Origin of the sequence: Stenotrophomonas sp. P2112, from assembly GCF_041897515.1 — a bacterium.
In the GTDB taxonomy this organism is placed as follows: Bacteria; Pseudomonadota; Gammaproteobacteria; order Xanthomonadales; family Xanthomonadaceae; genus Stenotrophomonas; species Stenotrophomonas sepilia.
Genome location: NZ_CP169216.1, coordinates 1,653,362 through 1,673,162, shown reverse-complemented (window position 1 = coordinate 1,673,162; position 19,801 = coordinate 1,653,362). Strand labels below are relative to the sequence as shown.

18 protein-coding genes and 4 tRNA genes are annotated in these 19,801 nt (G+C 66.4%); 17 read left to right on the top strand and 5 right to left on the bottom strand.

Features of this window, described 5'->3' with window-relative positions; genetic code table 11:
- Positions 1 to 21 precede the first annotated feature (21 nt).
- Positions 22 to 96, top strand: a tRNA-Glu gene (locus ACEPA4_RS07840).
- A 258-nt stretch (positions 97 to 354) separates the two neighbouring features.
- On the opposite strand, the gene ACEPA4_RS07835 is transcribed toward ACEPA4_RS07840, so the two are convergent.
- On the bottom strand, positions 355 to 1,779 hold the full coding sequence (locus ACEPA4_RS07835; protein ID WP_235645959.1) for a sugar porter family MFS transporter: 1,425 nt from the start codon (positions 1,777 to 1,779) through the stop codon (positions 355 to 357).
- Between the two features lie 194 nt (positions 1,780 to 1,973).
- On the opposite strand from ACEPA4_RS07835, the gene fdxA reads away from it, so the two are divergent.
- On the top strand, positions 1,974 to 2,297 hold the full coding sequence (gene fdxA / locus ACEPA4_RS07830; RefSeq protein ID WP_005409054.1) for a ferredoxin FdxA: 324 nt from the start codon (positions 1,974 to 1,976) through the stop codon (positions 2,295 to 2,297).
- A gap of 198 nt (positions 2,298 to 2,495) precedes the next feature.
- Here fdxA and ACEPA4_RS07825 read toward each other — a convergent pair whose 3' ends face one another.
- A complete protein-coding gene (locus ACEPA4_RS07825) occupies positions 2,496 to 3,011 on the bottom strand; it encodes a hypothetical protein (protein ID WP_005416115.1) in 516 nt (171 codons plus the stop codon).
- A 32-nt stretch (positions 3,012 to 3,043) separates the two neighbouring features.
- The gene (gene dapA / locus ACEPA4_RS07820; protein ID WP_065195821.1) at positions 3,044 to 3,937 is read right to left on the bottom strand and encodes a 4-hydroxy-tetrahydrodipicolinate synthase; all 894 of its coding nucleotides are present in this window, start codon (positions 3,935 to 3,937) and stop codon (positions 3,044 to 3,046) included.
- 164 nt (positions 3,938 to 4,101) lie between these two features.
- Here dapA and ACEPA4_RS07815 point away from each other — a divergent pair, with 164 nt between their 5' ends.
- The 10 genes from ACEPA4_RS07815 to ACEPA4_RS07770 all read left to right on the top strand — a co-directional run bounded on the left by ACEPA4_RS07815 (position 4,102) and on the right by ACEPA4_RS07770 (position 9,998).
- Complete coding sequence (locus ACEPA4_RS07815) at positions 4,102 to 4,662, top strand: glycine cleavage system protein R (protein ID WP_005409051.1); 561 nt, start codon at positions 4,102 to 4,104, stop codon at positions 4,660 to 4,662.
- A 79-nt stretch (positions 4,663 to 4,741) separates the two neighbouring features.
- Complete coding sequence (locus tag ACEPA4_RS07810; RefSeq protein WP_005416113.1) at positions 4,742 to 5,221, top strand: peroxiredoxin; 480 nt, start codon at positions 4,742 to 4,744, stop codon at positions 5,219 to 5,221.
- An 84-nt stretch (positions 5,222 to 5,305) separates the two neighbouring features.
- The gene (locus tag ACEPA4_RS07805) at positions 5,306 to 6,706 is read left to right on the top strand and encodes a PhoH family protein (RefSeq protein WP_005416112.1); all 1,401 of its coding nucleotides are present in this window, start codon (positions 5,306 to 5,308) and stop codon (positions 6,704 to 6,706) included.
- Positions 6,703 to 7,209 carry a hypothetical protein gene (locus tag ACEPA4_RS07800; protein ID WP_139726965.1) on the top strand — a complete coding sequence of 169 codons (507 nt, stop codon included), beginning with the start codon at positions 6,703 to 6,705 and terminating at the stop codon, positions 7,207 to 7,209. The genes ACEPA4_RS07805 and ACEPA4_RS07800 overlap by 4 nt, the downstream gene beginning before the upstream one ends.
- Before the next feature lie 12 nt (positions 7,210 to 7,221).
- Positions 7,222 to 7,890, top strand: coding sequence for a YoaK family protein (locus tag ACEPA4_RS07795; protein ID WP_005409047.1), 669 nt, complete (start codon positions 7,222 to 7,224; stop codon positions 7,888 to 7,890).
- 64 nt (positions 7,891 to 7,954) lie between these two features.
- Positions 7,955 to 8,764 carry a bifunctional hydroxymethylpyrimidine kinase/phosphomethylpyrimidine kinase gene (gene thiD, locus ACEPA4_RS07790; protein ID WP_005409046.1) on the top strand — a complete coding sequence of 270 codons (810 nt, stop codon included), beginning with the start codon at positions 7,955 to 7,957 and terminating at the stop codon, positions 8,762 to 8,764.
- On the top strand, positions 8,761 to 9,687 hold the full coding sequence (locus tag ACEPA4_RS07785; RefSeq protein ID WP_139726962.1) for an alpha/beta fold hydrolase: 927 nt from the start codon (positions 8,761 to 8,763) through the stop codon (positions 9,685 to 9,687). The genes thiD and ACEPA4_RS07785 overlap by 4 nt, the downstream gene beginning before the upstream one ends.
- Positions 9,678 to 9,754: transfer RNA gene (locus ACEPA4_RS07780), tRNA-Arg, on the top strand. The genes ACEPA4_RS07785 and ACEPA4_RS07780 overlap by 10 nt, the downstream gene beginning before the upstream one ends.
- 58 nt (positions 9,755 to 9,812) lie before the next feature.
- Positions 9,813 to 9,889, top strand: a tRNA-Arg gene (locus ACEPA4_RS07775).
- A gap of 32 nt (positions 9,890 to 9,921) precedes the next feature.
- Positions 9,922 to 9,998: transfer RNA gene (locus ACEPA4_RS07770), tRNA-Arg, on the top strand.
- A 584-nt stretch (positions 9,999 to 10,582) separates the two neighbouring features.
- Here the strand turns inward: ACEPA4_RS07770 and ACEPA4_RS07765 are convergent.
- Positions 10,583 to 11,503, bottom strand: coding sequence for a LysR family transcriptional regulator (locus ACEPA4_RS07765; RefSeq protein ID WP_262090854.1), 921 nt, complete (start codon positions 11,501 to 11,503; stop codon positions 10,583 to 10,585).
- Between the two features lie 139 nt (positions 11,504 to 11,642).
- Here ACEPA4_RS07765 and ACEPA4_RS07760 point away from each other — a divergent pair, with 139 nt between their 5' ends.
- Together ACEPA4_RS07760 and ACEPA4_RS07755 are read left to right on the top strand one after the other, a co-directional pair.
- The gene (locus ACEPA4_RS07760; RefSeq protein WP_065195819.1) at positions 11,643 to 12,344 is read left to right on the top strand and encodes a pirin family protein; all 702 of its coding nucleotides are present in this window, start codon (positions 11,643 to 11,645) and stop codon (positions 12,342 to 12,344) included.
- Positions 12,345 to 12,513: 169 nt separating this feature from the next.
- Positions 12,514 to 13,653: an MFS transporter gene (locus ACEPA4_RS07755; protein ID WP_095377458.1), complete on the top strand. Its 1,140-nt coding sequence runs from the start codon at positions 12,514 to 12,516 to the stop codon at positions 13,651 to 13,653.
- Positions 13,654 to 13,734: 81 nt separating this feature from the next.
- Here ACEPA4_RS07755 and ACEPA4_RS07750 read toward each other — a convergent pair whose 3' ends face one another.
- Entirely contained in the window at positions 13,735 to 14,853 is a 1,119-nt protein-coding gene (locus tag ACEPA4_RS07750; RefSeq protein WP_005416104.1) for an alpha/beta hydrolase, read from the bottom strand.
- Positions 14,854 to 15,035: 182 nt separating this feature from the next.
- Between ACEPA4_RS07750 and ACEPA4_RS07745 the strand changes: the two genes are divergently transcribed.
- From ACEPA4_RS07745 to ACEPA4_RS07735, 3 genes are all read left to right on the top strand, one after another.
- Complete coding sequence (locus ACEPA4_RS07745; RefSeq protein WP_164093504.1) at positions 15,036 to 16,382, top strand: cytochrome c; 1,347 nt, start codon at positions 15,036 to 15,038, stop codon at positions 16,380 to 16,382.
- A complete protein-coding gene (locus ACEPA4_RS07740; protein ID WP_164093495.1) occupies positions 16,379 to 17,305 on the top strand; it encodes a c-type cytochrome in 927 nt (308 codons plus the stop codon). The genes ACEPA4_RS07745 and ACEPA4_RS07740 overlap by 4 nt, the downstream gene beginning before the upstream one ends.
- Before the next feature lie 115 nt (positions 17,306 to 17,420).
- Complete coding sequence (locus ACEPA4_RS07735; RefSeq protein ID WP_139726959.1) at positions 17,421 to 19,799, top strand: TonB-dependent receptor domain-containing protein; 2,379 nt, start codon at positions 17,421 to 17,423, stop codon at positions 19,797 to 19,799.
- The last annotated feature ends 2 nt before the right edge of the window (positions 19,800 to 19,801 follow it).

Genomic DNA, 19,801 nt, shown 5'->3' with positions numbered 1-19,801 from the left:
CCTCGGCAGCGACACAGTTACGCTCCCTTCGTCTAGTGGTTAGGACGTGGCCCTCTCAAGGCTAAAACAGGGGTTCGAGTCCCCTAGGGAGCGCCAGTCGCCGCAGCAGGAACCGAAAAAGCCCGCCTTGTGCGGGCTTTTCTGTTTTCCGGGATTTGCATTGGCATCGATCGGTTTGGTCGCAGTAGCGCCTCCCTTTTCCTGCGTTGAGGGGGCGGGCCAGCCGATCCAGGACCGTTGGCGCCATGGATGGCGCCATCGAGCCCCCCCCTGGATGGGTTCACGGCGTGTCCTGGATCGGCTGGCCTGCCGCCTCCCCACGAAGAAAGGAGGCGCAGAAACACAGGCCGGCCGTCAGCCTTCCATCTGCTCCAGCTCCTTGCCCTTGGTCTCGCGCACGTGGCGGACCACGAAGACGATCGAGAGGATCGCCGCGACGGCGTAGATGCCATAGGCGCCGGCCAGGCCGATGCCGGCCAGCAGCATCGGGAACGTCACGGTGATCGCGAAGTTCGAGGTCCATTGCGCCGCACCCGCCAGCGCCAGCGCCGGGCCGCGGATCTGGTTGGGGAACATCTCGCCCAGCATCACCCACATCACCGGGCCCCAGGACATGTTGAAGAACACCACGTAGACGTTGGCTGCCACCAGCGCCAGCCGCCCCATGCCGTCGGACAACTGCAGGCGACCGTCGGCCAGGCTGCCACTGGCAAACGCCACCACCATCAGCACCAGCGCCACCGACATGCCGACCGAACCGATCCACAGCAGCGGCCTGCGCCCGATGCGGTCGATCAGCAGTACCGTCAGCAGGCAGGCACCGATGCTCAGCGCGCCGGACAACACGTTGATCAGCAGCGCGTCGCTTTCCGAGAAACCCACCGCCTGCCACAGCACCGCGCCGTAGTAGAACACCACGTTGATGCCGACCAGCTGCTGGAACATGGCCAGGCCGATACCCACCCAGAGGATCGGGCGCAGCTTGCCGGTGGCCTTGTTGCGCAGGTCGCCGAAGCGCGGCTTGTGCTGGTCCTGGGCCAGGCTCGCCTCGATCTCGGCCTGCTTGGCCGTGGCCGCGGCCTCGCCGTACAGCCGCGCCAGCACCGCCCTCGCCTGCCCCTGGCGCCCCTTCAACACCAGGAAACGGGGGCTTTCCGGGATCACCAGCAACAACAGGAGGAACAGCCCCGAGGGCAGCACCTGCATCCAGAACATCCAGCGCCAGGCCTCATGGCCCAGCCACAGGGGCTCGGTCGAGGCGCCGGCGGCACGCGCCAGCAGGTAATTGCTGAGGAAGGCCGCAAACAAGCCGCAGATGATCGCCATCTGCTGCACCGTGGCCAGCCGGCCGCGGTAACGCGCCGAGGCGACTTCGGCGATGTAGGCCGGTGACATCACGCTGGCCGCGCCCACCGCGAAACCGCCCAGCACGCGGGCGGCGATGAACAGCCAGGACGCGTGGGCCGCGCCGGCACCGAGCGCCGAGACAAGGAACATCAGCGCTGACACGATCAGGACACCGCGGCGTCCCAGGCGATCACCCAGCCACCCGGCCAGGAAGGCGCCGATCGCGCAGCCCAGCAGCATCGAGGCGACTTCGAAACCGAGCGCGGCCTCACTGGAGTTGAAGGCCTGGCGGAGGCCATCGACCGTGCCATTGATGACACCACTGTCGAAACCGAACAGGAATCCACCAAGGGTGGCCACGCAGCTGATCAGGACGATGAATGCAGTGTTCTCACCGCCATGGGGCGCGGTGCTGGGCTGGGTTTGGGACATGGACGATCCTGCTGGGAAGGGAGTCCGGCCACGGTGGGCGACCGAGTGCCCCGCAGCGTCGCACAGCCCCCGCCGTGCCGCCAATGACTCCCACGGTCGCGCCTGCCAGACGCCCGTTCTCCGCCCCGCGCCGACACCGGGGGCCAACCTGTTCTAGAATTGGCAGGTTCAGGAATCGATCCACCCCCAAGCCCATGCCCTTTGTCGTCACCGAAAACTGCATCAAGTGCAAACACACCGATTGCGTGGAAGTGTGCCCCGTGGATTGCTTCCACGAAGGCCCGAACTTCCTGGTGATCGACCCGGATGAGTGCATCGACTGCACCCTTTGCGAGCCGGAGTGCCCGGTCAATGCGATCTTCCCGGAGGACGATGTTCCTGCCGGACAGGAAGGCTTCGTTGCCCTCAACGCCGAGCTGGCGAAGGAATGGCCGGTGCTGACCGTGCGCAAGGACCCGCCCGCCGACGCCGGCGAATGGGATGGCAAGCCGGACAAGCTGAAGCTGCTGGAGCGCTGAGAAGCGCCCACGGCGGTAACGAAAAGGGCGCCCATGGGCGCCCTTTTCTGTTCTTCGGCAGACCCCAACCGTGCGCTCCGGCAGGTGCCAACCGCGCAACCTGGTAGGTGCCAACCCTGGTTGGCACAAAAGCGCCGACCAAGGTCGGCCGCTACCAGAGCGGGTGCGGACCAAGGCCCGCAGCCATCCGACCAGCCCTTACTGGGCGAGCTTCGCCTTCAGCGCGGCGATCAGCTTCACCGGCGCTTCGGCGGTGGCCGGCAGGCCACGCGGGTCAACCGCGGAGATGTAGGCGCCGGCGTCGACGGCCACTACGCGGACCAGGAAGTTGCTGCCCTCGTAGGCCACGTCGTACGAACCCAGCAACTGCGCGCGGCTGGCGATGGTCACGCCCTCCACGCCTTCCAGTGCGGTACCGACCTTGGCGAAGGCTTCATCCTTGCCACCGGCAATGGTGAAACCGGTGCTGCCGGCTGCCGGAGCCGCAGCAACCGGCGCCGCCGGCTTGGTGGCCGAGGCCAACGTCGGCACCTTGTTGTCGGTGGTGGCATTGGGCAGGTTCAGGTCCGGCGGCACTTCCAGCGGACGCATTTCCGGGGCCAGGGCGTAGTCGCCCTTGGCGCCGCGCTTGAAGCAGCCGGTGGTGCCGGCAGCGACCGCCACGGCAAGCAGGGCATAGGACAGCACGCGGACGGTGGAAACGGATTGACGCATGTGAATCTCCTGGGTCAGACCAAGACGGAAGGTCAGTGGCTGGAAAGGGCTTCGAGGGCGGCGATGTCGCCGGCAAGATGGTCGGCAGCCGGATGATGCGCTGCCGACAACGGCAGCAGTGGCAGGCGCAGGTCGTGACCGATGCCGATGCGGCGCAGCAGCGCCTTGACCGGGATCGGGTTCGGTTCGACGCCGCAGAAATCATGGAAGGGATGCAGGCGCGCATCCCACGACGCGGTGGCTTCGTGGTCGTGTGCGGCGGCCAGCTCGCACATCCGGCGGTAGGCACCGGGAAGCACGTTGGAACCCACTGAGATCAGGCCGTCGATACCGGCCTGGATCGAACGCGCGGCCGTACCGTCGTCACCGCTGAGCACGGCGAACTGTGGGCTGCGCAGGGCGAGCAGCGCCTGCACCCGGCCGGTGTCACCCACCGCCTCCTTGATGCCGACGATGTTGGGGTGGCTGGCCAGCTCGGCCACGGTCTCAGGCTGCATGTCGCAACCGGTACGGCCGGGCACGTTGTACAGCACGACCGGCAGCCCGCCCTGGTCGGCCACCGCACGGTAGTGCGCGATCAGACCGGCCTGGGTGGGGCGCACGTACGGCGGCGTGACCACCAGCGCGTGGCTGGCGCCGAGGGCGGCGGCACGACGGGTCTGTTCGATGGTCTTGGCAGTGCCCGAAAGGCCGGTACCGGCCAGGACCGGAATGCGGCCGCCGATGCGCTCGACCGCGCTGGCCAGCAGCAGGTCGTACTCGACGTCGGTGAGCGTTGCCGCTTCGCCGGTAGAGCCGGCTACGACAACGCCATGGACGCCACCTTCCAGTTGCAGGTGCAGCAGGCGCTGCCAACCGTCGGGATCGAGGGCGCCGTCGGCCCGGAACGGGGTCGCCAGCGCGGTGATGAGGCCGGAAAGGGACAAGGACGTGCTGCTCTTGGCTGGGAAGGGAAAACGCCCGCCACGAAAGGCCGGGGGCGACTTGAATGTTACTTGCGGCGCGAAAGCACGGGCAAGTATGCTGGACACCGGTGGATCCCCGCCTCTGGCGGGCATTCAGACTAACGCATGCATTACCCGGAATCGCCTTGACCGACACCACCCCGCGCCCCGCGCCGAGCGAAAACCACCTCCTGATCAACGCCTATACGACGCATCCGGAGTCCCCTCTGCTGTCCGTCACCCGCCGCATTGCCGACAGCGGCTGCAATCTGGTGGATGCACGCCTGGCCACGGTCGGCCGCGATGTCTCGGTTACCGCCCTGGCCACCGGCTCCTGGGACTCGGTGGCCAAGCTCGAGGCGATGCTGACCCGGCTGGAGCGCGAGGAAGGCCTGAAGCTGGTCTGGTACCGCACCGCCGCCAAGCAGGCGCAGTCCAACCTGCTGCCGTACATCGTCGAAGTGATCGCCGCCGACAAGCCGGGCATCCTGTTCCAGCTGGCCGACTTCTTCGACCGCCAGGGCATCACCATCGAGAACCTGCAGAGCACGCGCTACCGCGCCATGCAGACCGGCGCGGAAATGTTCAGCGCACAGGTCACCATCGGCGTGCCGGCCAACATGCACATCGCCGCGCTGCGCGACGATTTCCTCGAGTTCTGCGACCACCTGAACCTGGACGCGATCATGGATCCGATGAAGTTCTGATTCTTCGCGCGTCTCTCACGGGCGCGTGGCGTTTCATGTAGCTGTAATGGCAAGAACCCAGGCTCGACAGAAGGACCTCATGAACAACGGCGACACCCTGGACAGCACCACCCTCTCCCTGCCGCTGGCCCTGTCCGGCGGCGACCAGGCCACCCTCGGCGACTATGCCGGCCAATGGCTGGTGCTGTACTTCTATCCCAAAGACAGCACCCCGGGCTGCACCACCGAAGGCATCGACTTCAATGCCCTGCTGCCGAAGTTCAGGAAAGCCGGCGCCGTCGTGCTGGGCGTCTCGCGCGACTCGGTGAAGTCGCACGACAACTTCTGTGCCAAGCAGGGCTTCAACTTCCCGCTGGTCAGCGATGGCGACGAAGCGCTGTGCACCGCCTTCGACGTGATCAGGATGAAGAACATGTACGGCAAGCAGGTACGTGGCATCGAACGCAGTACCTTCCTGATTTCCCCCGACAGCCGCATCGTGCAGTCCTGGCGCAAGGTCAAGGTTGCCGGCCATGCCGATGCCGTTCTCGCCGAACTGAAGGCCTCCCAGTCCAAGTGAGTCCCACTGCCTACTGTGTCTGCCATCACCCTGCCCCGCAGCAGGCCGTGGTGGTTTTTCCCTGTCCGTAACCAGGAATCGACGATGACCCGAGGCAAGCGCATCTACGTGCTGGATACCAACGTGCTGATGCACGATCCCACCGCGCTGTTCAAATTCGAGGAGCACGACGTCTACCTGCCCATGCAGGTGATCGAAGAGCTGGACAACGGCAAGAAGGGCACCTCCGAGGCGAGCCGCAACGCCCGCCAGGTGAGCCGCTTCCTCAACGAGCTGGTGCAGGCCTCCGGGCTGGACAACCTGGCCGACGGCATTCCGCTGCAGCGGCCCAATGGCCTGCAGCTGCGCGGCAAGCAGAGCGCCGGCAAGCTGCGCTTCCAGACCAGTCATTTCGATGCTGGCAAGAGCTTCGGCAAGGTGATCCCGGACAACGCCATCCTCGGCGCGATCCTGGCCCTGAAGGAAGAAACCCCCGACCTGCCGGTGGTGTTCGTCTCCAAGGACATCAACCTGCGGATCAAGGCCGCCATCGCCGGTATCGTGTCCGAGGACTACGAGAACGACCGCGCGCTGGACGATTTCAGCCTGCTCTACACCGGCGCCACCGAGCTGCCGGAAGACTTCTGGAAACGCCACGGCGACGACCTGCGCAGCTGGAGCGACAAGGGCCGCTCGCATTACGAAATCCAGGCGCAGGACGGCGAGGAGTGGTATCCGAACCAGTACGTCTACCTGCCAGGCGAGGATGAAGTCGAGCTGCGCGTCAGCCGCGTGGTCGGCGATGGCAAGGTGGTGCTGTCGCTGGTCGATGATTTCCGCCACGGCAGCCACGCCGTGTGGGGCATCAGCGCACGCAACCGCGAGCAGAACTTCGCCCTCAACGCACTGATGGACCCGGAGATCGACTTTGTCACGCTGCTGGGCACCGCCGGCACCGGCAAGACCCTGCTGGCACTGGCCGCCGGCCTGGCGCAGACGATGGACCAGCAGCGCTACCGCGAGATCATCATGACCCGCGCCACGGTCAGCGTGGGCGAGGACATCGGCTTCCTGCCCGGTACCGAGGAAGAGAAGATGACGCCGTGGATGGGCGCGTTGACCGACAACCTGGAAGTGCTCACGCACAACCAGGAAGGCGGCACCTGGGGCCGCCAGGCCACCAACGACCTGCTGGCCAGCCGCATCAAGATCCGCTCGATGAACTTCATGCGCGGCCGCACCTTCCTGTCACGCTACCTGATCCTGGACGAGGCGCAGAACCTCACCCCCAAGCAGATGAAGACGCTGATCACCCGCGCTGGCCCCGGCACCAAGATCGTCTGCCTGGGCAACGTCGAGCAGATCGACACCCCGTACCTGACCGAGACCACTTCGGGCCTGACCTACGCGGTGGACCGCTTCAAGAACTGGCCGCATAGTGCGCACATCACCCTGCGCCGTGGCGAGCGTTCGCGCCTGGCCGATTACGCTTCGGAGGTGTTGTGAACCGCTGCACGCGCCTGTTGCTGCCCAAGGCTGCGATCACCCTCGCCGCCGTGCTCGGTGCCTGTACGACCACGCGCGGCCCGGCCAGCGTGCCCACCGCCGAGCGCACCGGCCAGTCCTGGGTGGTCACCCGCCCGATCATCGCCGCGCAGGTGCTCGACACCTGCTCGCGCCCCAGCCCCGGCCGCGAGGCCGGGCGGGTGTCGGGTTACTGGGCGCCCAGCCGGCAGCAGGTCGACCAGCTGGAGGCGAAGCTGTCGTCGCTGGAAGCGCAGGTCCCGAAGGTGCTGGACTTCGACCGCCAGTACGTCGGCATCGAAAGCGCCGGCAAGCGGCTGATCTACATCAACGCCTTCCACCTGCCTGACGACAGCGGCGTCAATCCGGCCCGTGAAGCGATCCGCGTCTGCGATGGCGGCGCACAGTTCTGGGGCGCCGTGTTCGACCCGGCCAGCAACACCTTCAGCGAGCTGCAGTTCAACGGCGGCTTCGGCGGGCCCTGAGGGGCCTCGCCGATGGGAATACGCCTGCCCACCTGGGTCTGGATCGGCGCGGTCGCACTCTCGTGCGTGGCCGGCATGGTCAACGTGGTCGGCTTCCTCGGGTTCGAGCATCAGGCGGTCAGCCACATGACCGGCAGCACCAGCCAGTTGGGCATGGCGCTGGCGCAGGGGGATTGGCGCGCCGTCGGGCACCTGTGGGGGCTGCTGATCGCGTTCTCGCTGGGCGCGATGCTCAGCGGCCTGCTGATCCAGGACAGCGCCCTGCAGCTGGGCCGGCGCTATGGCGTGGCACTGGCGCTGGAATCGGCGCTGCTGCTGGTGGCCATTCCGCTCTTTGAACAACACCAGATCTGGGGCGCGCTGGCCGCCGCCATGGCCTGCGGCCTGCAGAACGCAATGGCTACCACCTTCAGTGGCGCAGTGGTGCGCACCACCCACCTCAGCGGCATGTTCACCGACCTCGGCATCGGCCTCGGCCACCTGCTGCGTGGGCTGCCGCTGCAGGTACGGCGGCTGACCCTCAGCGGCCTGATCATCAGCGGCTTCCTCGCCGGCGGCGTCCTCGGCGCCTGGCTGTTCATGCGCTGGCAGTACGACGCCCTGCTCGCCCCCGCCCTGCTGACTGGCCTGACCGGGCTGGGTTATGTGCTGTACCAGCAATGGGCGCGTTGGCGGTATTGAATCAAGGACATCCACGCATGGCGTGGATCTACCTTCCCCTGCGGGACCACGGCACAATCAACCGATGAGCCCGACCACTCCCGTTTCCGCCCTCACCATCGCCGGCTCCGACTCCGGCGGTGGCGCCGGCATCCAGGCTGACCTCAAGGCCTTCGCCGCACACCGCGTGCATGGCCTTTCCGCGATTGCTGCACTGACCGCGCAGAACACCCGCGGCGTCATCGCCGTGCACGTGCCACCCATCGAGTTCCTGCGCGCGCAGCTGGATGCCTGCTTCGACGACTTCGACATCCACGCGGTGAAGCTGGGGATGCTGGCCAACGCCGAAGTGATCCATGCCGTCGCTGATGCACTCGAAAAGCACCGCCCGCCACACGTGGTACTGGACCCGGTGATGGTCGCCACCAGTGGGGCACGCCTGCTGGAAGACAGCGCATTGCAGGCCATGCGTGAGCGCCTGATCCCGCTGGCCACGCTGATCACCCCCAATACGCCGGAAGCAGAACTGCTGGTCGGCCGGAAGATCAGCAACGGCGAAGACGCAGAACAGGCCGCCTCGGCCCTGCTCGACCTCGGTGCCGGCGCAGTGCTGCTCAAGGGTGGCCACCTGCATGAGGGCAATCGCGTGATCGATCGCTACTTCGACGGCGTCAGCAGCGAAGAATTCATCCACGCCCGCCTGCCGCTGGATGCGCACGGCACTGGCTGCACGCTGGCCTCGGCCATCGCCGCGCAGCTGTGCAACGGCCTGAGCCTGGCCAACGCCTGCGAAGCCGGCATCGACTACGTTGCGCGCGGCCTGCAGCAGGGCTATGCCCCCGGCCGCAGCGAGGTGCTGGTGCTCGACCACTTCGGCGCTGCACCGCACGCATGAACCTGACGCCGGCCCTCCTTCCAGTGCAGTGCAACGACGGGCATCGCTACGAAGTGATGGCCTGCATGCCCGCACAGGCCATCGCCCGCTTGTTGTGGCTGCCAGCGCTGGGTGTGGCCGCGCGCCACTACCTGCCGCTGGCACAGGCGCTGGCAGCGAAGGGCGTGGCGGTCTACCTGCATGAGTGGCGCGGCAACGGCAGCAGCTCACTACGCCCGTCGCGCGCGCACGACTGGGGCTATCGCGAGGTACTCGAGCAGGATCTGCCGGCCAGCCAAGCGGTCATGGCGGCCGCCGACGAGGAAGCAGGCCCCCTGCCCTGGATCATCGGTGGCCACAGCCTGGGCGGGCAGCTGGCCTGCGTGCATGCCGGCCGCAACCCTCTGCATTTCCACCACTTGTGGTTGGCGGCCAGCGGCTCACCGTTCTGGCGTGGATTCCCGCCACCGCGCGGCTGGCTGCTGCCACTGGTTTACCGTTTCCTGCCGTGGATCGCGCAGCGCCAGGGCGTGCTGCATGGCCGTCGTCTCGGATTCGGTGGCACCGAAGCACGCGGACTGATCGCCGACTGGGCGCGCATCGGCCTGAACAACCACTACGCCGCCGCGGGCATGGGTGAAGACCTCGACGCACAGATGGCGCGCGTGCACGGCAGCGCACAGGCCGTACTGATGGAACACGACTGGTTGGCTCCGACCGGATCGATGCAGGCGTTGCTGGCAAAGCTGCCGAATGTGGACGCGAAGCTGCGCGTGCTGTCCGCGCAGGAACTGGGCACGCGCGCCGATCATTTCGCCTGGCTGAAGGCACCGGATGCCGTGGCGGACAGCTTTTTCATTCAGTTGGATGAAAATTTTCACAAAACTGTTGACGGTGTGCGCCGACATCCGCATAATTCCGCTCCTGTCGCAGGGCGCCCGTAGCTCAGTTGGATAGAGTACCTGGCTACGAACCAGGCGGTCGGGAGTTCGAATCTCTCCGGGCGCACCACTCGACAGGTTTTCAGCATCCGCCGCTGGAAATGTTTTAAAATTTGATTGTGTACCGCGCGCCCGTAGCTCAGTTGGATAGAGTACCTGGCTACGAACCAGGCGGTCGGGAGTTCGAATCTCTCCGGGCGCACCATACACAGTCGGCACAACAAGTTTATGTAATTGGCGCCCGTAGCTCAGTTGGATAGAGTACCTGGCTACGAACCAGGCGGTCGGGAGTTCGAATCTCTCCGGGCGCACCATTACACCGAAACAGCAGGCCTCGGCCTGCTGTTTTTTTATGTGTGTTTTTCGGCAGGGCTGCGCCCTGCACCTTCAGAGGCCACAGCCACAGCCAGAGCCGGAGCAACAGCAACAGCGCGCATTCCGTGGGATGGCGGGGCGGTGTCGGAGTGCGGGGACGCCGCAAGTACGTCCATGTAGGCTTAGCAGCCGCATCCATGCGGCTGACACCCCGCACTCCGACACCGCCCCACCTCTGACAGATTTCCGCGATCTGATGGATCCACGCCATGCGTGGATGAATCTCCATCGAGTTCGAACATTTCGACAATTGATCGAAGAGCATCCACGCATGGCGTGGATCTACCGTATCGACCAAGGTCGACACCCACCGACCGCACCAGCACCGACAGATCGCCGGAAACTGTCAAAGGCGGGGTGGGTCCGGTTGCGGGGGCGTGAGCCGCACGGATGCGGCGATCGAGCTTACATGGACGTACTTGCAGCGGCCCCCGCAACCGGACCCACCCCGCCATCTCACGGAATGCACGCTGTTGCTGTTGCTTTGGCCTCGGCGGGTGCAGGGCGCAGCCCTGCCAAAGCCCTACCCCCTGGCCATTGCCTCCCACCACTGCGACAGCAGCTCCGGCCTGCGCAGGCGCTCGCGCCACCAGCGCAGTGCCGCGCCATCCTCACCGGTGCGCCAGGCCAGCCAGAACGTTTCCTCCGGCTTGTGTTCCTCCACCTCGCGGATCACCAGCTGGCCACGCGCCACCGCAGCACGCGCGCACGGCTCGGGCAGGAAGCCGAAGCCCACGCCTTCGCACTGCAGCTTCAATTTACTGGCCATGTCCGGCACCGTCAGCATCTCCTGCCCCATCAACAGGCCCACCGTGCGCGGCAGCAGCCTGCGCGCCGAATCGGAAACGGCGATCGCGCAATGCTCGACCAGCTGCTCACGGCCCAGCACGCCCTGCACGTTGGCCAACGGATGATCGGGTGCCACCGCGAACACGAACGCCACCGTGCCCAGCGGCTCGACCACATAGCCGCCACCACTGGGCCCTTCGCCCGGCGCGCCGACCAACAGGTCCGCACGGCGGTCGAGCAGGGCCTCCCAGGTGCCGGACAGGGCCTCGCCGATCAACCGCAACCGGGTCGGTGCCTCGGCCTCACGGAATGCGGCGATATCCGGCCCAAGCAGCCAGGTCGGGAACACCGAATCCACCGCCAGGGTCAGTTCGGTCTCCCAACCCGACGCCACCCGGCGCACCCGCAGCTCCAGCTCGCGGGCCGCGCGCAGCAGATGCCGGCCTTCGTCCAGCAGCGCGCGCCCGGCCTCGGTCAGCTCTGCACGTGGGCCGACCCGGTCGAACAACTGAACGCCCAGGTCCTCCTCCAGCTTGGCCACGGTATAGGAAATCGTCGAGGGCACCTTGTGCAGGGCCTTGCCGGCGCCGGCAAAGGAGCCACGGCGGTCGATGGCATCCAGGATCTGCAGGGCATCGAGGCTGAGCTTGAGCATTCGAATTTTTCGATGATGGCCGTCAAAACTATCCGTTTTTCAAACCCCGGGCGCAAGCGGATACTTCTCTCCAACGGGAAAACACAGCGGTCACCGACCACTCCGCCCCATCGAAACCATCGAACAAGGAGATTCCATCATGCTGCAGATCCGCAAGAGCGCTACCCGTGGCCTGGCCGAGCATGGCTGGCTGTCCTCGCGCCACACCTTCTCCTTCGCCAACTACTACGACCCCCGTTACGTCAGCTTCGGCCCGTTGCGGGTGATCAACGAAGACAAGGTGATCGGCGGCCAGGGCTTCGGCACCCATGGCCACAGCAACATGGAGATCATCTCCTACGTGCTGGGCGGTGCACTGGAACACAAGGACTCGATGGGCACCGGTTCGGTACTGCGCTACGGCGACGTGCAGCGCATGAGCGCCGGCAGCGGCGTCACCCACAGCGAGTTCAACCACTCCGCCGACGAGACCGTGCATTTCCTGCAGATCTGGATCTTCCCGGACACCGAGAACATCGCGCCGTCCTACGAAGAGACCCACTTCGCGCCGGACAGCAAGCGCGGCCAGCTGCGCCTGATCGCTTCGCCGGACGGTGCCGAGGGTTCGCTGCGCATCCACCAGGATGCCCGCATCTTCGCCACCATTCTCGATGGCGGCCAGAAGCTGCATCACGCCCTCGGCAACGGTCGTGGCGCCTATGTGCAGGTGGCGCGTGGCCAGCTGCAGGTCAACGGCATCACCCTGGAAGCCGGTGATGCGCTGCAGGTCAGTGACGAAGCCCAGCTGACCCTGGAAAACGGCAACGACGCCGAAGTGCTGGTGTTCGACCTGCCGCTGTAAACACGCCCTGTCCTGAAGACGTGGCCCAGCGATGCGGAAAGGCATCGCCGGGCCCGCTGCGCCTGATGGACGGCCCGCAATCGTATTCGGCGTTCGGTGACCCGAATGCCCCTTGCCCGATGCGACTGGAAACGCTTTCATGGCAGTGTTTATCCGGACCCGCTCTCGCATGACGCCTTCATCTCCGCGTGCCCAGCAGCACGCCACCCGTGCCGCCTTCTTCATTCCTGGATTCGCCACCGCCGCGTGGGCGCCGATGGTGCCTTACGCCAAGGCCAAGGCCGGGCTGACCGACGCCAGCCTCGGCGCCGTGCTGCTGTGCCTCGGGCTCGGCTCGCTGCTGGCGATGCCGCTGGCAGGTGCACTGACGGGGCGGTTGGGTTGCCGCCGGGTGATGGTGATCACCTGCGCGATGATGCTGTGCGCCCTGCCCTTGCTGGTGCTGGCACCCTCGCCGGTGTCGCTGGGCGCGGCGCTGTTCGTGTTCGGTGCCGGCGTCGGTGCACTGGATTGTGCGATGAACATGCAGGCGGTGGCGGTCGAGCGCGATGCCGGGCGCGCGATGATGTCCGGCTTCCACGCCTTCTACAGCATCGGTGGATTCGTCGGCGCTGGCTGCATGACCGGGCTGCTGATCCTCGGCACGCCGCTGTGGCTGGCCGCACTGGTTTCGGTGGTGGCACTGCTGCTGGTTGCGATGCTGTCGGCGCCGCATTGGCGTCCGCAACGGATCTTGCACGAAGGCCCCTTGCTGGCACTGCCGCATGGCGTGGTGCTGTTCATCGGCGTACTGGCCTTCGTGGTGTTCCTCGCCGAGGGCTCGATGCTGGACTGGAGCGCCGTGTTCCTGGCCGAAGTGCGGCAGGTGCCGCGTGACCAGGCCGGGGCCGGCTTTGCGTTGTTCACCCTGGCGATGACGGCAATGCGCCTGTTCGGTGACGGCATCGTCGAGCACCTCGGCCGCACCCGCACCCTGGTCTTCGGCGGTATCACGGCCGCGGCAGGCTTCACCCTGGCCACGCTGGTGCCCTCGTTTCCGGTGGCGCTGGCCGGCTACGTACTGGTCGGGCTGGGCTGCGCCAACATCGTGCCGGCGCTGTTCTCGATGGCAGGCCAGCAGCGGGTGATGCCGGAGAGCATCGCCATCACTGCCGTGACCACATTGGGTTACGCCGGCATCCTCGCTGGTCCGGCGGCGATCGGCGCAGTGGCACATGCCACCAGCCTCGGCTTTGCCTTCCTGTGCGTCGCCCTACTGCTGCTGGGCGTAGCCGCCTCCGCCCGCTCACTGGCACGGCGCGTGGCCTGACAGAAAAAGGGGACGGAGGGGATTAAGTCGCATCTGCCCCGAGTGTGCTGCAAACGACTTAATCCCCTCCGTCCCCTTTTTTCAGCCGTGTGCCAGCCATTCGGCCTGGGCCGGCAGCTGTGGGGCTGGGCACGCGCTCTGCGGGTGGTGCTCGTCGCGCGCCATCCAGTCATCCACCACGCCGGCCAGCAGGTCCAGCCGCAGCGGCAGGGTGATGTGGTCCTCTCCACGCATTTCGATGTAGTGCGCGCGCGGGTTGGCCTGCGCAAGCTGCCGGCCCTGGCTAACCGGAATATGCTGGTCACCCTGCCCGTGCAGCAACAGCACGCAGGCGCGGGTATCGGCCAGCGCACGCGCGACGTCGACGCGGTCCAGATCGACATCGATACGGCGGCTGGCGGCGGCGATCACCTGGTTGATGTCCTGGCCCCCATAGCGCCAGCGTGCGTACGACGCCACCGCCTGCGCCTTCAGGCCCTCCGGCTGCAGTCCCATCAGGTGCGGGATCATCGTGCGGATCGCCGCACCGGCATTGGCGAACGATTCCATCGCCACCACGCCGGCCACCTGGTCACCCAGCTTGTCGGCGGTGAACACCGCCGTGGCCGCACCATAGGACACACCGAACAGGTACAGCGGGCCGGTCACTTCGCCGCGCGCGCGCAGCTCGCCGATGACATCGACGACGTCATCCGATTCATAGGTGCCATAGCCGGACGGACCTGCACCGGACTGGCCATGGTTGCGCAGATCGAGCGTGACCACGCGGTAGCCGGACTCGGCCAGCTGCAGCGACCATGGCAGCATCGAATCACCATTCATCATCCACCCATGCAGCAGCACCACGGTGCCGCGTGGCGCCTGCGCGCGGAACGGCTGTGGCACGGCCAGACTCAGGCCGGTATCAAGAGGCAGGCCGTTCTCATGACGCTGCGGAAGGTAGTGGTACCGCGCGCCGTAGTCGCCGGGGTCGAACACGCGCCAGAAGATCGGCACGCCATCGCGACCCGCTGCGAAGCCATGGCGGTTGGGCAGCCCGGCAATGGCCGCGGCGATGCGCGGGCGATCGAGCAGGGTCGACACGCCGCCTGGCGCGATCAGCCGGTCGGCAAGCGAGGTGGACGAGGCGTTGATCGAGGATGAGCATGCAGCCAGCCACAGGCCGGCGCACGCCAGCAGCAACAGCAGCAGGCGCTTCATGGGCAATCGGGAAAGGATGCGACAGCGTGGCAGGTTAACGACGCGGGCGTGGGCCATCTATCGCGCGTGGATGACGGCTTGATGACAATGCGGGATCGATTCAGGTTGTCACAATGGCGCGATCGACCTCGGCATTGATCCGGATCAATGAATACGCCGGCATGCTTGCCCACAGTGCCCCCATGCGCACCTCGTTCAAGCTCGCCATTGCCCTGGCCGCCACGCTGGCCGCCGCCTATGGCATCGCCCGCAGCACGCCCTACTGGTTCGCACCTCGGCAGGCCGCGCAGGTCGACATCCACGACCCGGCGCTGATCGCACAGGGGCAGTACCTGTCGCGCGCCGCCGACTGTGCGGCCTGCCACACCGCGCCGGGCGGCAAGCCGTTCGCCGGTGGCCTCGGCATGCAGACGCCGATGGGGACGATCTACTCGACCAACATCACCCCCGATCCGGAAACCGGCATCGGCGCCTACGACTACGCCGACTTTGAACGCGCGGTACGTCGCGGCATCCGTCACGATGGCCAGCCGTTGTATCCGGCAATGCCGTACGCCTCGTACGTGATTGCCCGCGACGCCGAGATCAAGGCGCTGTACGCCTATTTCATGGGCTCGGTGCAGCCGGTGAAGCAGGACAACGCCGACAGCACGATTCCATGGCCCGCCAACATGCGCTGGCCTCTGGCATGGTGGCAACTGCTGTTCGCACGCCCACGCAGCTTCAGCCCGGATCCGTCGCTGGACGCCGGCCAGCAGCGTGGTGCCGAACTGGTGGAAGGCCTGGCGCATTGCGGTGCCTGCCACACGCCACGCGGGCTGGCGTTCCAGGAAAAGGCGATGGCCGATGATGGCAGCCGCCAGTTCCTGTCCGGTTCGGTGCTGGAAGGCTGGTACGCGAAGAACCTGCGCAGCGAATCGACCGGTCTGGCCAGCTGGCGCGAGGGTGGGATCGTGGACTTCCTGCGCACCGGGCGCACCGATCGATCGGCGGCCTTCGGTGGCATGGCCGACGTGGTCGAGCACAGCACGCAGTACCTGTCCGACGCGGACCTGCTGGCGATGGCCCGCTACCTGAAGCAGCTGCCCGCCCGCGAAGGACGCAGCGCACAGTGGTCGCCCGGTACTGACACCACCACCGCCGCACTGCGCAGCGGCGACTATCGTGTGGCCGGTTCGCTGGCCTATGCCGAGCACTGCCAGGCCTGCCACCGCGCCGACGGCCGCGGCATGCCTCGCGTCTATCCGGCCCTGGCCGGCAACTCGATCGTGTTCGCCGACGATCCCAGCTCGCTGGTGCAGGTGACCCTGATCGGCGGCCGCACGCCACAGACCCCGCACGACCGCATGGCCTTCACCATGCCAGGCTTCGAGCAGCTGCCGAATGCGCAGCTGGCACAGATCCTGACCTTCATCCGCAGCAGCTGGGGCAATCAGGCCAGCGCAGTGAGCGAGGTCGACGTGGCGCGCATGCGCCGGGTGGTGCGCGACAAGCCGGTGCACTACGTTCCGCAGGAGGCCGCACAATGAAGCGTTCGCGCACGCGTTCCCGCCTGCTGATCGGCAGTGCGATCACCCTGGTGCTGCTGGCCGGCGCCGGTACCCTCGCTTACCGTCATCTGTACCCGGATCTGGATGCCGCCGTGACCGGCACGATCGATATCCTCGATGCACAGGGCAAGGTGGTCGGCGCCTACCATGCGCCGAGCGCCGAAGAAATCGCCGGGCTCGGCAATGCCGAATCGGTGATGCTCGGCCGCCGCATCCTCAACGAAACCGCACGACTGCTGCCGGACAACGTCGGCAACGATCTGAACTGCAATTCGTGCCACATGGCCGAGGGCAAGCGTCCCTTCGGCAACCACTACTTCAACACCGGCGGCGGCGCCTATCCGCGTTACATGCCGCGGCCTGGCAAGGTGATCGGCCTGACCGAGCGCATCAACGGATGCCTGCAGCGTTCGATGAACGGCAAGCCTCTGCCGAAGGACTCGCCGCAGATGCGCGCGATGCTCGATTACATGGCGTGGTTGAGCAGTCCTGTGCCAGAGGGTGCAAAGGTGTCCGCCCCCAGTGAGGGGCCCATCGACAGCACGCTGGCCCCGGACCCGATCCGTGGCCAGGCACTGTACGCCGTGCAGTGCGCCGCGTGCCATGGCGACAACGGCGAAGGACGGCGCGACGCCAGCGGTGACATCGCCTTCCCGCCGCTGTGGGGCGACCACAGTTTCAACATCGGCGCCGGCATGGCGCGCCTGTACAAGGCCGCCGGCTTCGTCAAGCACAACATGCCGCCGGCGGTGACCCGCGAGCCGCCACTGGGTCAGCAGGTGATGCCCGACCAGGATGCGGTGGACATCGCCAGCTACTTCATCAACCAGCCGCGGCCGGACTTCGCCAACAAGAGCAAGGACTGGCCGCGCGACCCGAAACCCAAGGACGCGCGGTACTGATGCAGGCAGCAGCTGCGGGCCGTCACACAACACGGTTCCTGCATCTTCGCGTCATGCCGATGTCATTGGCGCTGCCGACACTCCGGGGCTTCCCTCTGCTGAAGGTCCGGTTTCGATGCGAACGATTGCGCGTTTTCCCCGTGTCTCGCTGCTGGCCCTGCTGATCGCCCCCGCACTGGACGCCCTGGCCGAAGCACCGCAGGGCGAGGCGGCCGAAGCGCGCAGCAGCGATGCCCGCACCCTCGATCAGGTGCAGGTGATCGGGCAGGCCACCAGCTACGCCAAGACATCGGTGCGCGCGGAAACGCTGAACCGGCAGACCGTGATGAGCAGCGTCAACGATGCACTCAACGAGGTGCCCGGCGTGGTGGTCAGCGAAGCCGATGCCACCGGCTCATCGGTGTGGGGCACGCAGATCAGCATGCGTGGCTTTGTCACCAACCGCGACACACAGCAGATCGGCACTACCATCGACGGCCTCCCCAACGGCGGTTCGGGTTACGGCGGCGGCTCGCTGGCCAACCGCTACATCGACGCCCTCGACCTGGAAACAGTGGAAGTCAGCCAGGGCACTGCCGATATCTCCTCGCGCTCGAACGAGGCCCTGGGCGGCACGCTCAACTTCCTTACCAGCGACCCGCTGCAGGACAGCCGCCTGCGCTTCGTGGTCGGCGCCGGTGACAACGATGCGCGCAAGTACTACGTGCGCTACGACACCGGCCTGCTCGGCGGCCACACCCGCGCCTGGGTCAGTGCCTCGTCGGCGCGCGTGCATGACTGGATCGATGGCAGCGGCAAGACCAGCAACGACCACATCGCCGGCAAGTTCATCACCGAACTGGATCGCTGGACCCTGACCGGCTACCTGTCCTACAACGATGCCGACGAGCCGGAATACACCAGCGTCTCACCGAAGGGCTTCGCGACCAATCCGGATCGCGACAACCTGGTCGGTACCCTCACCGGCATTCCCTACCTGGACCAGAACTACCGTTCCGGCTCGCGTGCGTTGCGCGAGAACACCTTCGGCTACCTGCGCGCGGCCTTCGACGGTGGCAACGGCTTCAAGGCCTCGGTGGCCGCCTACGGGCACCGCATGCAAGGTCGTGGCGACTGGCTGCCTCCCTATCTGGCGCAGGTCAGCGATGACGGTGCGGGCCGCCCCGAGTCGGAGTACATCGGTGGAAAAACCGTGTTCGGCGGCAGCAACCGTGGCCAGATCTTCTTCGTCAATCCCGACGGCAGCGCCGCGCAGCGCCTGGCCAACTGCACGCCGCGGCTGGGCTTCACCGCCGAATACGATCCGAACTGCTACGCCGGCAACGTGCTTGGCGCGCAGTCGTATCGCCACACGCACTACGACAACGACCGCATGGGCGTGACCGCCGACGTCGAGTGGCGGCAGACCTTCGGCACGGTCGACAACACGATCCGTGGCGGTCTGTGGGTGGAGAAGCTGGACCGTTCGGCGCGCCGCGACTGGCATCGCCTGCTCAACGTCGGCCAGGACATCGCCTTCGACCACCAGCCGTACTGGGTACAGTTCGAGGACAAGTACAAGGTTGACGAGCAGATGTACTACGTCGAGGACGTGGCGCGATTCGGGCCGTTCAGCGCACGCCTGGGCGTGAAGCAGTTCTTCGTCGACCAGTCGCGCCGCCGCGTGATCGGTGCCAGCGAACACGTCAAATCCGATTCCAGGTCCGACCCGCTGCTGTCCACCGGCTTGACCTGGGCACCGGGCGTGGAAGGCATGGAGCTGTTCGCCGGCTTCTCGCAGAACTTCGCCGCGATTCCTTCCGGCGTGCTCGGCGAGACCGACCCGCAGCGCTTCCGCAACGTCGAGCCGGAGACCGCCGACAACATTGAAGTGGGCATGCGCATCAGCCGCTGGCCGCTGACCGCCTCGGTGACCCTGTACAACATCAAGTTCGACAATCGCATCGTCTACCTGCCGGCAGGTTTCGTCAGCGGCATCGACTATCTCGGCGAGACCGACGGCGTCTACGAGAACTTCGGCGGCGTGGAGAGCAACGGGCTGGAAGCCGCGTTCGGCTACGGCTGGGACAACGGCTGGCGCCTCAACGCCGCCTATACCTACAACCGCTCCAGGTACCTCGGCAGCGGCGATGCCGCGCGCGATACCCAGCTGGGCATCGTCGATGGCGCCAAGGTGATCGGCCAGCCCGAACAGACCCTCGTCCTGTCGGCGGACTGGCAGGGTGAGAACTGGAACTTCGGCCTGTCCGGCCGTTACCTGGGCACGCGCTATCTCGACGCCGCCAACGTCAAGAAGCTGCCGTCGGCGACCGTGCTCAACGCCAACATCGGCTTCGACCTGCAGGGCCTGTCGCCGCGCCTGAAGGGCATGGGCGCCAACCTGGTGGTGAGCAACCTCACCAATAAACGGTATCTTGCAGGGGTGGACGGGCGCGACAACGCCTTCATCGGCGCTCCGCGCACCGTCGGCATCTCTTTCCGCGTGGACCTGTGAGT